The organism is Paracoccus acridae, assembly GCF_014642735.1.
Lineage (GTDB): Bacteria > Pseudomonadota > Alphaproteobacteria > Rhodobacterales > Rhodobacteraceae > Paracoccus > Paracoccus acridae.
Map to the genome: position 1 here is coordinate 12,075 of NZ_BMIV01000025.1, position 14,972 is coordinate 27,046.

Here is a 14,972-nt window from a genome sequence, read left to right on the forward strand (position 1 = left end):
ACTTGCGCCACTTATTCACTGTCTTGGGGTTGACGCCGAGCTTCCGGCTCAGCGTCGCAAGCGAGGCTTGCGATTGTTGTATTGCAGTTCGGATGGCGTGCGTGGTCGTGGCGCTTCCGTGACGAATTTGTCCCCTTGGGCATCCTTCCAATCTTCAGAAAGGATCATACCATCAAACCATGGGATCAAACAGCTAGTACATTCAAGCAGCACGAACATGCAAAGCCCATTTATGCGAGAGACCCTGCGACGTGTCTTGGCGGTCATACGCGGCTGCATTCATGACCAGCGCTCTCCCGTTTCATAACACCCGTAGATCCGCAGGGACGTGTAAGCGTCAAATAGAAGTGTCGTGGAGCGGCAAAGTTGATTTGTCGCCCTTGCCGACGTACGGGATCATGTCTTCGAGAGACGTGCATCCCTGAATAAGATCGTCATCACGCCTCCCATCATGCTGCTTCACCAACTAAGTCTAGCTCAGGGAGTGGGATGGAATTGGTTTGCGACAAGGTTCGCCAATAGACGCGGACGGATGGTGGAGGTCACCATATAACGAGACGCTATTTGTCGGTCATCCGCAAAAGCTGCACGACAACCGCACATGCACTAAATGACGTACTTTCACAGCCATTATCAGTCATCAACCGACCCGAACCCGCACGCGATGGTCCTTGCCGATGTTCATGAATGTACTTGGCTCTGGCGGACGGCTTATTTCGGGGCGCTGACCGATAGGCGGCCAGAACCGGGTGCCCGACGGAGGCTCAGGGGCGGGCGGCAGAATTTCTTGTGCGCCGCCGGTCAGGCGTGCGGGGTTGGGGATCGTCTCGATGAGGCGTCGGGTATAGGGATGGGCCGGGGCGGTGAAGACCTCGCGCCAGCCGCCTTCCTCGACGATCTGGCCCGCGAACATCACCGCCACCCGGTCCGAGACATGCTCGACCACGCCCAGATCATGCGAGATCATCAGGTAGCTGAGGCCGAGGTCCTGCTGCAGGTCCATCAGCAGGTTGATGATCTGCGCGCGGATCGACACGTCCAGGGCGCTGACGGGTTCATCCAGCACGATCAGCCGTGGCCCCAGGATCATCGCCCGTGCGATGCCGATGCGCTGGCGTTGACCGCCCGAAAATTCGTGCGGATAGCGGGTGGCGTGATCGGGTAGCAAGCCGACCTGCCGCAAGGATGTCGCAACGCGGTCAGCACGTTCGGCACGATCCTTGACGCCGTGCAGCATCAGCGGCTGCGACAATGCGCGGCCGATGGTTTCTCGGGGGTTCAGGGTTGAGAAGGGATCCTGAAAGACGATCTGCGCGAGGCGCGCGCGGGCAAGCCTATCGGGCGCGCCAGGGCCGTATACCGGACGCCCTTCGACGGTGATGGCCCCCGAACTGGGTGCCTGCAGTCCCATGATCGCCAGAGCGGTGGTGGATTTTCCGCAGCCGCTTTCACCGACAAGGCTTACGCACTGCCCGGGCTGGACCGCCAGATCCACCCCGTTGACCGCATGGACGATCCGGCGTCGCCGCAGCAGTCCGCCTGCGACGGGAAACCGCACATGCAGATCCTTGACCGACAGGATCGGTTCGCTTGCGGGTGAAGGAAGGGTGGCGGCGCTCATGCGGCTTCTCCCCTGGGCCGAAGATAGGTCTCGGAGAAGCCGGGAGCATCGCGATCAATCGCCATGTCCAGATCGGCCAGGCGGTGGCGTCCTTCGGTCGCGCGGCTTCCCAGGCGGGGCAGGGCGGCCAGAAGGCCCTGCGTATAGGGGTGGCGTGGATCCGTGAATAGCGCCTTAGCATCGCGCAGTTCCCGCAGGCGACCGTTCGCCATGACGCCAACACGCTGGCACATCTGGGCGATCACGCCGAGATCGTGGCTGATCAGCAGGACGGCCGTGCCCTCGCGTTCGCACAACTCGCGGATCAGGCGCAGCACCTCGGCCTGGACGGTGACATCCAGCGCTGTAGTTGGCTCGTCGGCTATCAGAAGGTCCGGGCGGCAGGCCATCGCCATGGCGATCATCACCCGCTGTCGCAAACCACCCGACAGCTGGTGGGGATAGGCCCGCGCGCGCCCCTTGGGGTCCGGTACCTGCACGGCGGCAAGCGCCTCGACCGCCTTTGGCCGGGCGTCGGACCAGGACAGACCACGGTGCAGCACGAACATCTCGGCGATCTGGCTGCCGATGCGGGCCAGCGGGTTCAGGGCTGTCATCGGTTCCTGGAAGATCATCGAGATGCGGTCGCCGCGCAGCTTGCGCATGGACCGGCGCGACATCGCCAGCAGGTCTTGCCCGCCGTAAAGCGCCTGTCCCTCCAGCGTCGTCAAGGGACGGCGGTTCAAACCCATCAGCGCAAGCGCCGAGGCCGACTTGCCGCTGCCGGATTCTCCCACAAGTCCGAAGATTTCGCCCGGCATGATGTCGAAGCTGAGATCGCGGACGATCTGCAGGGGTGGGCCGTTCCGGTTCGGGATACCGATGGTCAGGCCGCGGATGTCCAGCAGCGGGCCGCTCATGCGCGCACCTGCATCCGGGGGTCCAGCCAGTCGCGCACGCCGTCACCCAGCAGGTTGAAGCCTAGGACGGTGACGAAGACGGCAAGCCCGGGGAAGATTGTGGCCCAAGGGACGCTGCGGATCGCCTCGCGCGCGTCGGTCAGCATATTGCCCCAGGACGGCGCAGGCGGGCGGATGCCAAGACCCAGGAAGGACAGCGCAGCCTCGGCCAGAACCGCCTCGCCGATGCCGAGCGTCGCCATGACCAGCACCGGCCCGACGATGTTCGGCAAAAGCTGGGTCAGCATGATGCGGATGTCGCCATACCCCAGGGTGCGCGCCGCCTGGACATATCCTTGGGTCTTCAGCGACATGACGGCGCTGCGGGTGATGCGGCAGCTCCAGCTCCAGTTCGTCAGACCAAGCGCGATCAGCAGGCTGACCACGCCGGGGCCAAGCACCGCCATGATCGCAAGGGCGAAGACCAGCGACGGAATGGCCAGCATCAGGTTCGTCAGCCCGTTCACCACATCGTCCCACCAGCCGCCCCAGTACCCCGCCGACAGGCCGAGCGCGATGCCGATGGTCGAATTGATCGCCTGCGCCACGATGCCGATGGTCAGCGAAACGCGTGCGCCGTAAAGGACGCGGGAAAAGACGTCGCGCCCCTGGCTGTCGGTGCCGAACCAGTGATCCCAGGACGGCGGCATTTCCGAATTCATCAGGTCGGCGTCAAGGATCGGATCATGCGCCGTCAGCAGGGGGGCGAAAACGGCGCCCAGGATCACCAGCGACACAAGCGCCAGCCCCAGCGTCAGGTTCAGGCGGAAAGGCATTCGCATGACGGTCCTCAACGAAGGCTGATGCGGGGGTCGATCGCGGCATAGATCACGTCAACCAGCACGTTGATGACCAGGAACCACAACACGATCACCAAGATCGTGCCCTGCACCACCGGGATGTCGCGGATCGCCACGCTGTCAACCATCAGCGACCCAAGGCCCGGCCAGGAGAACAGCTTCTCGATCACAAGCGCCTGCCCCAGCAGCGAGCCGATCTGCAGCCCCATTGTCGTCACGATCAGCACCATGACATTGCGCAGGACATGCCAGCGGACCATCTGCGAAGGACTGGCGCCCTTGGCCATCGCGGTGCGGATATGATCCGAGGCCATCACCTCCAGCACGCCCGCGCGGGTTGTCCGGGCCAGAAGCGCCAGCGGGGCGAAGCCCAATGCGATCGCCGGCAGGATCAGGTTTCGCAACCGCCCCTCGCCATAGCCAAAGCTGGGCAGCCAGCCCAGTTGCAGCGCGAAGACATACATCAGCAGCAGTCCCAGCCAGAACTGCGGCATCGACAGCCCCGACACCGCGCCGATCATCGTGACGCTGTCCAGCAGGCTGCCCGGGCGCATTGCCGCCAGAAATCCCAGCGGAATCCCGACCGTCACCGCCAAGGCCATGGCCGAGAGCGCCAGTTGAAGCGACGGCCAGATCCGGGCGGCGATCAGGTCCATCACGGGTTCGCGGGTGCGGAAGGACGTGCCCAAGTCGAATTGCACCAGCCGCACCAGATAATCCCAGAACCGCACTGGCAGCGGCTTGTCCAGACCGAACTGCGCGTTGATCTGGGCGACCAGTTCAGGCGACAGCGCCCGCCGGCCGCCGCCCGTCATGGTGCCGGCAAAGCTGCCGGGCAGGACGCTGAAGATCAGGAAGATCAGCGCCGCCACGGCGAGCAATGTCGGGATCATCTGCAGCAGCCGACGCAGGATGTAACGGCCCATTCTTCCGTCCCCCGTTCTTGTTGCAGTGAAACCCCGCGACGGTTCGCCGCCGCGGGACCTCTGCCTTATTGCGGCTTGCGATCGGCCGGTGCGGTGTCGTCGATCCAGATCTTCTCGTAATCCTGGATCGCCAGTTCCTGCGGATTGCCACGAAGGCCGTGAACCCAGGGCTGATAGGCCATCACCGCCTTGTTGTAGTTGAAGAACCAGTAGGGCGCTTCCTCGCGGATGATGCCATCAGCCTGGCGGATCAGGTCGTTGCGCTTGGTCTCGTCGCGTTCCTGCTGGGCTGCCTCGTAGAGCCTGTCCACCTCGGCGTTGCTGAAGTTGGTATAATTGCAGGCCGACTGTGCGGTCTTGCTGTAGAAGCAGCGCAGGATGTTCAGCGGATCCGGCCCGCTGGACAGCGACCAGATGAAGGCGGTGAAGTTGCCACCCGTGATACGATCCTCCAGCACCGCATTTTCGACCGGCTCGACGCTGGCGCGGATATTCGCCTTGGCCAGCATCGGAATGATCGCCTCGACAATGGGTGCGCCCCAGCTTTCGTTCTGGTTGGCGATCACCGGCAGGTCGATGCCGTCGGGGTGACCAGCCTCCTCCAGCAGGGCCTTGGCCTTTTCGGGATCATAGGCATAGCCCTGCGCATCTGGGTCGAAGGCCGGCGAGGTCGTCGGCATGAAGCCCACCGCCGGGAAGGCCTTGCCCTTGACCAGCCGGTCGATGATCAGATCCTTGTCGATGCCGTGGTTGACCGCCTGGCGAACCCGCTTGTCATCGAAGGGCGGCTTGGTGGTGTCGAAGCCCACCACGCGGGTGAACAGTTCGGCCACCTCAAGCAGGCCCTTGGACAGGTCGGCGTCGGCCTGGTATTCCTGGTATTGCTGGCTGCCCAGGACCGAGACGTCGATTTCCCGATTGCGGAAGGCCACGTCGCGGGCCGCCGCCTCGCCCATGATCAGGATGTTGAGTCGGTCCAGATAAGGCTGGTCATCCTCTCCGAAGAAGCCCTCGAAACGCTCGAAGCTGACGCGCGAACCGGGGACATGCTCGACAAAACGGAATGGGCCCAGGCCGACCGGCTGCGTCGCCTGCGTGTTGCCGTCCACGTTCGATGGATAGATCGGGACATAGTTCTGCATCAGGTCGAAGCCGGGATCCTGGCTGGCGGTGAAGGTGATCTCCAGCGTGTGGTCGTCGATCTTCTTCAGGCCCGACATCTCGGTCGCGTTGCCCCCCTGGACCTCCTCGAAGCCCTGGATGCGCGAAATGAAGTTCGCACTGGGAGAGGCGGTCGCGGGGGTGGCGATCCGGTTGTAGCTGTAGATGACGTCGTCGGCCGTGAAGGGCTTGTCGTTGTGGAAGACCGCGTCGTCGCGCAGCTTGTAGGTGTGGGTCATCCCGTCGTCGCTGACGGTCACCTCGGTGAACAGGTCGGGCTCGGGCTTGCCGGTTTCGGGGTTCCACTTGTAGAGGCTGCGGTGCATGGCATGGGCCACGATCTCGGTCTGCACCTCGGCCGAGGCGGTGATGTCCAGCGTGCCCACGCTGCTGCCATAAGGCGCGGTGAAGTTCAGCGTCCCGCCGCGCTGCACCTCCTGCGCCCAGGTCGCGGGCGCGCAGAGCGCGGTTCCCGCCAGCAGCAGGGCGCCAATGGTGGCCTTGATCGTCATCTTGTCTCCTCCCCAGGTTGTTTTATTATCAGTTCCTTCAGGCGGCGTTGCGCTCGAACACCACGGCGCCTCCCAGCACCGTCATCTCGCAGACCGTGTCGTTCAGGATCTGCTCGGGCGTGGCGGTTAGCAGATCGCGCGAGAACACCGCGACGTCGGCCACCATGCCAGGCTGCAACCGGCCCTTGAAGCCCTCCTCCCGCGCCAGCCAGGCGCCGTTCTCGGTGTAAACCGTCAGCGCCGTCTCGATGTCCACGACCTCGGAGGCCATCATGTCGGTCCCCTTCCCCGTCCGGCGGGTCAGCATCTGGTGCAGGTTCGGGCGCGGGTCGGTGCGGCATACGGGCGAGTCGCTGCCCGTTCCCGGATGGAACCCCATGTCCAGCCAGCTCTTCAGCGGGGAAATGCCGCGCGTCACCGCCTCGTCCATAACGGCCAGGTAGCTGTCGCCGAAATCATGGACGAAGACCTGCTGGGGCGAAGGCTCGATCCCGGCGGCCTTCATGCGGGCGTGCTGTTCGGGCGTGGAAAGGCAGCAATGCTCGACCCGGTGACGCCTGCCGGGCTCGGGTTGGGCATCCAAGGCCTTTTCATAGGCCCCGATCAGCTGGTCGATGGCCATGTCGCCGATGGCGTGGCAGGCAAGCTGATAGCCCTTGGCGTGATATTCCGCGACAAGGCTTTCCACCTGCTGCGTCGGCAGCATCTGGACGCCGAAATTATCCGGCTGGTCGCGATAGGCGCGGCTTGTCCAGGCGGTCCGTCCCCCCAACGATCCATCAAGGAAGATCTTGACCGCGCCCACCCGCAGCATCTCGTCGCCCACTCCGGTGACCAGTCCCGCCTCCAGGCAGGGCTCGACGATCGAGGTGCCGGGATCGCCCAAAAGCGTCAGCGAGACCCGCACCGGCAGGCGCCCGTCGCGCTTTGCCAGGTGATAGGCGCGGATCTCGTCCATGCCGGCGATCATGCCGACGGCGGCGTCCATGCAGCTGGTGATGCCATGAGACAGCAGCTGTCGCCCGCCGGCCTCGATAGCGTCGATCAGGCCGTTTACATCCGGCGTCGGAATGTGGTTGCTGATCAGGTTCTGGGCATTCTCGGCCAGCATCCCGGTCAGGGTGCCGTTCTCGACCTCGATCACGCCGCCCTCGGGCGCGGGGGTCGTGGCGGTCACGCCGGCAATCTCCAATGCGCGGCTGTTGGCGACCGAGACATGGCCGCAGGTGCGGGTCAGCATGACCGGGTGATCGGGCGCGGCGGCGTCCAGTTCGGTCCGGTGCGGGTGGCGGCCGATGTCCAGCTTCTGCTGTTCATAGCCGCGTGCCCGGATCCATTCGCCCTTGGGCGTGACGGCCGCGCGGGCCCGGATCGCGTCCAGAAGGGCGTCCAGCGTCGGCGCGGCCTGCGACGAGGCATCGACATGACCCAGCACCAGCCCGGTCGAGATCAGGTGCAGGTGGTTGTCGTAAAGCCCTGGCATTGCAAACCGGCCTTCCAGATCGACGACCCGGGTGCCGTCCCCGATCAGCGGCGCCATCTCGGCATCGCTGCCCACGGCCAGGACCTTGCCCTGCCAGGCGGCAAGCGCCTGAGCGACGGGAAGGCCCGCGCCACACCAGATTTTACCGCCTTTCAGCACCAAATCCGCAACAGGACCCATCGATCCTCCAAGACAAGTTACGGGCAGGTTAGCCGCTGGCGGCAGGATGGCAAGGAAAGTCTCCTTAATTTTTGCTTGTGTTTTCATCGGCTCCGTCACAGCCTCCGGCTTTCGCCAGACAGGGACGCCCGGAATGAAAGTCTTCATCAGCGCCGACATGGAGGGCACCGCAGGCATCGCCTGCTGGCCCGAGACCGAACGCGACAAGCCCGAATACCCCGAGTTCCAGGCGCTGATGACCGCTGAGGTGGTGGCCGCCTGCGAGGGCGCGCTTGAAGCGGGCGCGTCCGAGATCGTCATCAAGGACGCCCACCACACCGGGCGCAACCTGCTGGTGGACCGCCTGCCGCCCGAGGCGCGGATCATCCGCGACTGGTCGGGCCATCCCCATTCGATGATGTTCGGCATTGACCACGACTGCGCGGCGGCGATCTATACCGGCTATCACGACGCGGCCGGCACCGACAGCAATCCGCTGGCGCACAGCTTTAATGGCAGAATCATGCGCCTGACGATCAACGGCGCGCTTGCGTCAGAGTTCACCGTGAACGCGCTGACCGCGGCCTCGCTTGGCGTGCCTTCGGCGTTCCTGTCGGGCGATTGCGGCATCTGCGCGGCGGCCACGGACTTGGCTCCGGGGATCGTGACGGTGCCGGTCAGCCAGGGCTTCGGGCCCGCCGCCTCCTCGGTCACGCCCGCCCACGCCCGCAACCTGATCCGCGAAGGTGTCAGGGCGGCGCTGTCCGACCTGCCGCTGCGGAGCCATCCGCCTCTGGCCGCCCGCTGGGACATCGAGGTGGAGTTCAACACCCCCATCGACGCCTATCGCGGCAGCTTCTTCCCCGATGTCGATTATCCCGAGCCGCGCCGCCTGCGTTTCGCCCGGGACGACTGGTTCGAGGTGCTGCGGACGCTTCGCTTCCTTTGGTGACCGGCAGAAGTTGGTCGGCAGCAAGCGATGTAGCGGCCGCTCAAGGGTGATCGGTCCTCTGATAGACGACCTCTCCGCCGCGCAAGGTCATCTCGCAGACCGCCTCCAGCAGCGCCTCGGCGGCGACAGCAGTCAGGTCGCGGTCGAAGACGGCGATATCGGCCAGTTGTCCCGGTTCAAGCCGGCCCTTCAGCGTCTCCTCGTGCGAGGCATAGGCCGATGACCAAGTATAGGCGTGCAGCGCCTCGTCGATGGACAGGCGATGTTCCGGCCCGAACAGCTTTCCCGTGCGGGTCTTGCGGGTCACCAGGTTGTAGATCACGGCGCGCGGGTCGATCTCGGTGACCGGGCAGTCGGTGGAAGCCGAGGGATGCAGCCCCCGTTCGATCCATGTGCGGAACGGGTGCGAGGCCGCGATGCGGTCGGCCTCCAGCACGGTTTCGTAGTTGTCCCCGAACCAATAAAGGAACGAGGCCTGCGAGACTGGCACGACATGCAGCCGCTCCATCCGGTCCATCTGGTCGGGGCGCAGCCAGCCGCAATGCTCGATCCGGTGGCGGCGGTCTGGGGCAGGGTTGGCGTCCTGCGCGGCCTCGATGGCGTTCAGGACCTCTTCGATGGCAGCATCGCCGATCGCGTGGATGCCCATCTGCCAGCCCGCCTCATGGGCCTGGCGTACCATCGCATTCAATTCTTCCTGGTCGGGAATGCACAGCAGGCCCTTGTTGCCCGGATCGCCCATGTAATCCACCGTCATCGCGGCGGTTTTCGATCCCGCGCTGCCGTCGGTAAAGATCTTGACGGGCCCCATGCGGAACATCTCGTCCCCGTCGCCCGTCGCCAGACCTTCGGCCATGACCTGGGGCAGGATGGAGCGGGTCTTGTCCCCCATCACGCAGCCATAGACCCGGACGGGCAGGCGGCCCTCGGCATGCGCGCGGCGATAAGCCAGCATCTCGTCCCAGCCCGCGTGCAGGCCAATCGCGGCCTCCATGACCGAGGTGATGCCGTGGCTCAGCATCAGGTTGCCCGCTTGTTCGATCGCGTCGACCATCTCATCAAGCGATGGGTGGGGCAAAACGGCTTCGAAAGCCTCGCGGCCGGTCTCGGCGACCATGCCGGTCAGCCGGCCGTCGCGAATCTCGATCAACCCGCCTTCGGGCTGGGGGGTCGTCTCATCGACGCCGGCCAAGGCCAGGGCCCGGCTGTTGGCCACCGCGGAATGGCCGTCGGTGCGCACGATATAGCAGGGATGGTCGGGACAGGCCCGGTCCAGTTCGTCCCGGTGTGGAAAGCGTTCCACATCCAACAGGAAATGGTTGAAGCCTCGGCCAAGGACCCATTCGCCCTTGGGCGTTACGGCTGCCCGCGCCGCCAGGGCCTGCAGCAGCGCGGCCAGCGTCGGCGCGGCGTCGGGGCGCAGATCGACCTGGTTCATGGCGATGCCGACCGGCAGCAGATGCATGTGCGCGTCGTTGAGACCCGGCATCGCGAAGCGCCCCCGAAGGTCGATGACGCGCGTGTCCGTGCCGATCAGCCCGCGCATGTCCGTCGTGGTGCCAACGGCCATGATGCGACCTTGCCGCATCGCCAAGGCCTCGGCCCTGGGCCGCCCCAGCCCGCACCAGACCACGCCGCCGGTCAGCACCAAGTCCGCTGTATCCACCAGTCATCCCCCCGTTCTTACATTTTGAGCAGAGTGGACTTGCCATGCTTCCAGTTGTCAACAAGCATCATTTTGCCGTGCAGAGGCACGCTATGGATAGGAACCCTGGCCTGTCTGGCATTGCCCGGCTCGACGGTGATGCAGCCTGTGCCGCGATTTAGGATGCGCGTCCTGCCTCGCCGTTCAGCCAATCGGCCAGGGACGTGCGCAGGGTTCCGCCCCGGCCGACGAACCGGTCCGCGGCCAGCATCGAATTCAGGACAGCCTCTTGCGTGGCTTCCGCCGCAGCCCGGAAAAGCAGGTCGATCCGGCTCTCGTTCAGGACGCGCCGACTGACGATATCCCGGTCCTCGTCATGATCGACCGGATTGGCCGTCGAGAAGGCGATGGTGATGTCGCCGCTGCCATGTCCCCAGAACGAGCCCAGTCGTGCCAGTCCCGCGCCGCCGCGCCGGGCCACCCGACTGAGTTGCCGGTGTTCCAGCGGCACATCGGTGGCCAGAACCACGATGACGGAACCTTTTTCGGTGGTCTTGACCTCTGGATCCGGGGGCAACGGACGGCGGCCATCGGGCAAGATCAGGTCGCCCGCATTGCCGAAGTTCGTCAGGACAAGCGCGCCCAGATGAAAATCCTCGCCCGCGATCTCCAGCCGTTTCGAGGCAGATCCGATCCCGCCCTTGAACCCGAAACAGGTCATGCCCGTGCCGGCCCCGATGCTGCCTTGTTCCACCGGCCCGCCATGCGCTACCGCCAGGGCAGACCGTGCATGGTCTTCGGTGACTGCCATGGCCTGGATGTCGTTGAGGGGACCGTCATTGCATTCGCCGACCACGGCATTGACCGTGGACGTGGTGCGGCCAATGTCGGGATTGCGCGCCAGGGCATCGCGGATCAGGGCTGCGCTGCACGCTGCGACCGAGAGCGTGTTGGTCAGCAGGATCGGCGTTTCGATCGCGCCAAGTTCGTCGATCTGCACAAGCCCGACGGTCTTGCCAAACCCATTGATCACGTGACTGGCAGCCACCACCTTGCGGCGGAAAAGGTTGCCCCCGTGCGGCAGGATCGCGGTCACGCCCGTATTGATATCGCCGTCACGCAGGGTGCAGTGGCCAACCAAGACGCCGGGAACGTCTGTCAGGCCATTCATCCGGCCCGACGGCAGGTTGCCGCATGCGAGGCGAAAGTTCTCGGTGTTGCGTCTCACCCTTGCGTCCCGTCCAAGGTATCCATCCTGTTCACAGTTGTCCGACCTGGTTGATGCCATCCAAGGTGCACGACATCCGGCAAGCGGCATACAATATCGTTCTCCCTTATCACTCAGTTTCCCTCAAGTCTTTGATCAATCTGCCACTATCATTGGCCATGACAGGCATGTCAGGGATAGGGCTTGCGCGATCATCCGCAGCCAGTAGGGCTTAGGTCCGTGCAGGACTGTGGGTCGCCCCGCGCAACCCACCCGCGCATGAACTGCTGCGAGACGTGCAGGGCCTCGTCGCGATGATAGAAGCTGCGCATCGGTGATCGTTTTCAGGGTGCGTCGCATGGAAAGCCCGGTGCGGTGTCAGGCCGCCAAGGAAGGGCAGGGATCAGAGTGCCCGCCCCGGTGCCTAATCAAGCATCGCCTCGATCAGAATCGGTCCGGGTTCAAGAACCGATGCCGCGATGGCGCGGTGCAGTTCGGCGGCATCCTCGACGCGCATGGCGGGTACGCCCATGCCGCGGGCCAAGGCGCAGAAGTCCAGGTCCGGCCGCCGCAGGTCCAGCATGTCCAAGGCCGTAGGGCCGGGATTGGCGCCGACGCGGAGCAGTTCGCCCTTCAGGATTTCATAGCTGCGGTTCGCCAGGATCACAGTGGTGACGTTCAGCCCCTCGCGCGCTTGGGTCCAGAGACCCTGCAGCGTGTACATGGCGGACCCGTCCGCCTGCAGGGCCACGACCGGGCGGTCGGGACAGGCGACTGCCGCCCCGGCCGCTAAGGGCACGCCGATGCCGATCGACCCGCCGGTAATCGACAGCCAGGACAGCCGCGGCGCCCCTGCGGCAAGGCTGCCCACGCCGCGTGCGCGGGTGATCCCTTCGTCGATGACGATCGCGCGTTCGGGCAGGGCCGAGGCAATGGCCAGCGACAGTGCCGCATCGTTCAAGGGTCCGGCCTGTGGCGCCGGAGGGCGCGTTACATCGGGCCCCTGCCAGGGCCGCGCGCCCACCAGATCGGCCAAGGCCTCCAGGGCGGCGGGACCGTTCTGGTCGCGCTTGGCCAAGGTGGTGATGCGGCAGCCAGGCGGCAGCAGCAGGCTGGGGCGGCCGGGATAGGCGAAGAACGCCACCGGCTCGACGGCCTCCACCAGGACAGCGCGGTCGAAGCGCGACAAGGTCTCGATCGCCAGGTCGATGGGATAGGGAACGCGCGGAATGACGGGCAGGCCCGCGCCCATCTCGACCCGGCGGTTCGATCCCGGGGCCATCAGCGTGGCACCTGTGGCCTGCGCAATGCCCGCCGCAAGCACCTGGGCGGCTGGATCCTCCAACACCGTGCCCCCGACCAGCAGCAGTGCCCCAGGCCCAAGCGCCTGCGCAGCCTGGCTAAGGGCGCTTTCCTCGATCGCGCGGGGCTCGGCGGCAACGGGCGGCGGGGCGATGACGCCGCCTTCGTCCCAGCCCAGGTCGGCCGGCAGGATCAGCGTCGCCACAGCGCCCGGATGGGAGGAGGCCGCAGCCCATCCCGCCATGGCGTCCTGCCCGAGGGTCGCAGCCGATGTCCCGGTCCTGACCCAGTCCGAAAAGGGCGCCGCCGCGCCCGAGATATCGGCCGACAAGGGCGCGTCATAGTCCAGGTGCCGTACGGCATGCTCACCCACCAGGTTCAGAACCGGCGTACGCGCCTTGCGGGCGTTGTGCAGGTTGGCTGCGCCATTGGCAAAGCCCGGCGCCAGATGCAGCAGCGTCAGGGCAGGCTTGCGGGCCATCCGCGCATAGCCGTCGGCTGCACCGGTCACCACGCCTTCGAACAGGCCCAGCACGCACCGCATCAGCCGCGTGCGGTCAAGCGCATCGACAAACTGCATCTCGGAAGTTCCGGGATTAGCAAAGCACACCTCGGCTCCCGCCGCGTGCAGGCTGCGGACCACGCTTTCCGCTCCGTTCATATGGCATCCTTTCCAGTTTGGGCGGGCATCTACAGGCATCTCCCTAAGGGTTATAGTTTCGATACCAGCAGTCTTCATAGAGACTGGCATGGGTCTTTCGCGAAATGTTAAACGACCTGATCGCCTTTTTCTGTCCACCAGAACGCAGCCAAAGCGCACGCCGCAGCACGGATGCGGTCAATCGCCTCAAGAGCAATCTCGGGTCAGGTCGCGCGGTGCCCAGCGATCCTCTGGCACCCGCGCCTGCACGAGCCGCTACAGGTCACTGGTCCAGCTTTCGGGCAGGAACAATCTGAGGCCGACCACCACGTGCACCTCAAGCAAGGCCAGTGTGAGCAAGACTAAGGTCTGGCAGTTGGCATTCTTGCCCAGAACGGTCGCATACTGCGGAGCCACGCCGACCGAGTGCCGGCCCTTTTTGGGCAGCACCGTGTCGTCCACGATCAGAAAGGCGTCCTCGCCGCCCGCCAGCTGATCGGCCTTGGCCAGCAGCGCCGTCTCCAGAGGCTAGGCATCCCACACCCCGGCCGCGACGAAATCGTGCAACTGGTCGTAGCCAACATCACCTGCTCTCATCGCCAGGGGCTGCATGCTCTTGCGACCGCCAGGACCGATAAGCCCGGCGACATAAATCGGACAGATCTGCCGACGCGCCGGATGCGATGCCCACATCATCGCGTTCCTGCAGAACTACAGGCAGGCGCAACAAGGCAATGCGTGAGAGGTCTCTCGATCCGTGGGATCTGTTCTCGTCGACTCGCTCCGCCGGTCCATAATGACCGCTCCGGCCCTTGAGCCGGTCTCAGCCTAGTGGGCATTCGGCAGTTTCACGGCAGGGGCTTGTCGGCCCCATTCCGAATGACGGTGCGGAAGGAACAGACAGACATGGTTTCCCGTCTCACCTGCATCGCTTATGCCGCGGTCCTTCGAAGGGATGGAACGTATGAGAGATAAACTGGATCCTGCCGATCCTGCCCTGCGGGGCTATGCGGAAACTCGGCTTTACCTGTGGGTCAGCGCCTGTCTTGATGACGGCGTGCAGGAGCTGGACACGATGATCGTGACGGCGCCGGCCAGCTTAAAGTCTGCGTTCTGCTGCTATGACGTCATGGCAGAGGAGATCGAGGTCGTGGTCCAACGCATCTGGTGGGACATTGCGGTCAAGCGGATGCGGGCAGACCACTGATCTCACATCAGGCATATCACTGGGACTTTTCGCTTCGCTCACGTTCCGCAGCCCTGGTTGGAGCGACCCTGGAAAAAGCTGCCGTGCATCAACCCCTTCTTGCTGACAAACCAGCCTCAGCCTATCTCGGCAGGGTGCAGCCCTGCATTTCGGCTGCGTCATCCAAACTGGCTCATGAAACCACATTACAGACGGCGAACGGGTAAACCCCGCCCGCAGCAGCAACAGCGCGATCCCGGCAGCCGTGTCTTTGAGAGCACAAGCGCAAAGGGCAAGATCCGGGGAACCGCCCAACAGCTCGTCGAGCGCTTTCTTCAGTTCGCGGAAGAAGCGCGGCTTGCAAATGACCGCGTGGCCTCGGAGGCCTTCCTGCAATCGGCCGAGCATTATGTTCGCGTGGGCAAACCAGCCCATGATGT

Annotated in this window: 12 protein-coding genes and 2 pseudogenes; 3 read left to right on the forward strand and 11 right to left on the reverse strand. The window is 64.8% G+C overall.

Annotated features, from left to right (window positions below):
* Positions 1-4: 4 nt before the first annotated feature.
* The 7 genes and pseudogenes from IEX25_RS20695 to IEX25_RS18030 form a co-directional block, all read right to left on the reverse strand.
* Positions 5-151: pseudogene (locus IEX25_RS20695) on the reverse strand (helix-turn-helix domain-containing protein); the annotation flags it as partial.
* A 489-nt stretch (positions 152-640) separates the two neighbouring features.
* On the reverse strand, positions 641-1,621 hold the full coding sequence (locus IEX25_RS18005) for an ATP-binding cassette domain-containing protein (protein WP_188716944.1): 981 nt from the start codon (positions 1,619-1,621) through the stop codon (positions 641-643).
* Positions 1,618-2,520 carry an ABC transporter ATP-binding protein gene (locus tag IEX25_RS18010; RefSeq protein ID WP_188716947.1) on the reverse strand — a complete coding sequence of 301 codons (903 nt, stop codon included), beginning with the start codon at positions 2,518-2,520 and terminating at the stop codon, positions 1,618-1,620. Before IEX25_RS18010 ends, IEX25_RS18005 begins: the two co-directional genes overlap by 4 nt.
* Positions 2,517-3,341: an ABC transporter permease gene (locus tag IEX25_RS18015; protein WP_188716949.1), complete on the reverse strand. Its 825-nt coding sequence runs from the start codon at positions 3,339-3,341 to the stop codon at positions 2,517-2,519. The genes IEX25_RS18010 and IEX25_RS18015 overlap by 4 nt, the downstream gene beginning before the upstream one ends.
* An 8-nt stretch (positions 3,342-3,349) precedes the next feature.
* Complete coding sequence (locus IEX25_RS18020; protein WP_188716950.1) at positions 3,350-4,285, reverse strand: ABC transporter permease; 936 nt, start codon at positions 4,283-4,285, stop codon at positions 3,350-3,352.
* Positions 4,286-4,350: 65 nt separating this feature from the next.
* On the reverse strand, positions 4,351-5,958 hold the full coding sequence (locus tag IEX25_RS18025) for an ABC transporter substrate-binding protein (RefSeq protein WP_188716951.1): 1,608 nt from the start codon (positions 5,956-5,958) through the stop codon (positions 4,351-4,353).
* Between the two features lie 37 nt (positions 5,959-5,995).
* On the reverse strand, positions 5,996-7,621 hold the full coding sequence (locus tag IEX25_RS18030; protein WP_188716953.1) for an amidohydrolase: 1,626 nt from the start codon (positions 7,619-7,621) through the stop codon (positions 5,996-5,998).
* 133 nt (positions 7,622-7,754) lie between these two features.
* Here IEX25_RS18030 and IEX25_RS18035 point away from each other — a divergent pair, with 133 nt between their 5' ends.
* Positions 7,755-8,552 (forward strand): M55 family metallopeptidase, encoded by a 798-nt coding sequence (locus IEX25_RS18035; protein WP_188716955.1) that lies wholly within the window; start codon positions 7,755-7,757, stop codon positions 8,550-8,552.
* A 40-nt stretch (positions 8,553-8,592) separates the two neighbouring features.
* Here the strand turns inward: IEX25_RS18035 and IEX25_RS18040 are convergent, their stop codons facing one another.
* The 4 genes and pseudogenes from IEX25_RS18040 to IEX25_RS20195 all read right to left on the reverse strand — a co-directional run.
* Entirely contained in the window at positions 8,593-10,218 is a 1,626-nt protein-coding gene (locus IEX25_RS18040; RefSeq protein WP_229665426.1) for an amidohydrolase, read from the reverse strand.
* A gap of 157 nt (positions 10,219-10,375) precedes the next feature.
* Positions 10,376-11,425 (reverse strand): DmpA family aminopeptidase, encoded by a 1,050-nt coding sequence (locus IEX25_RS18045; RefSeq protein ID WP_229665428.1) that lies wholly within the window; start codon positions 11,423-11,425, stop codon positions 10,376-10,378.
* A 403-nt stretch (positions 11,426-11,828) separates the two neighbouring features.
* Positions 11,829-13,367, reverse strand: a complete 1,539-nt coding sequence (locus IEX25_RS18050; RefSeq protein ID WP_188716959.1) for an acetolactate synthase large subunit — start codon at positions 13,365-13,367, stop codon at positions 11,829-11,831.
* A 132-nt stretch (positions 13,368-13,499) separates the two neighbouring features.
* Positions 13,500-14,042: pseudogene (locus IEX25_RS20195) on the reverse strand (IS701 family transposase); the annotation flags it as partial.
* Positions 14,043-14,310: 268 nt separating this feature from the next.
* On the opposite strand from IEX25_RS20195, the gene IEX25_RS18065 reads away from it, so the two are divergent.
* Both IEX25_RS18065 and IEX25_RS18070 read left to right on the forward strand, forming a co-directional pair.
* On the forward strand, positions 14,311-14,553 hold the full coding sequence (locus IEX25_RS18065; RefSeq protein ID WP_188716962.1) for a hypothetical protein: 243 nt from the start codon (positions 14,311-14,313) through the stop codon (positions 14,551-14,553).
* A 174-nt stretch (positions 14,554-14,727) separates the two neighbouring features.
* Positions 14,728-14,972: DUF4167 domain-containing protein (locus IEX25_RS18070; RefSeq protein WP_188716964.1), on the forward strand; the 245-nt coding region annotated here is incomplete at its 3' end.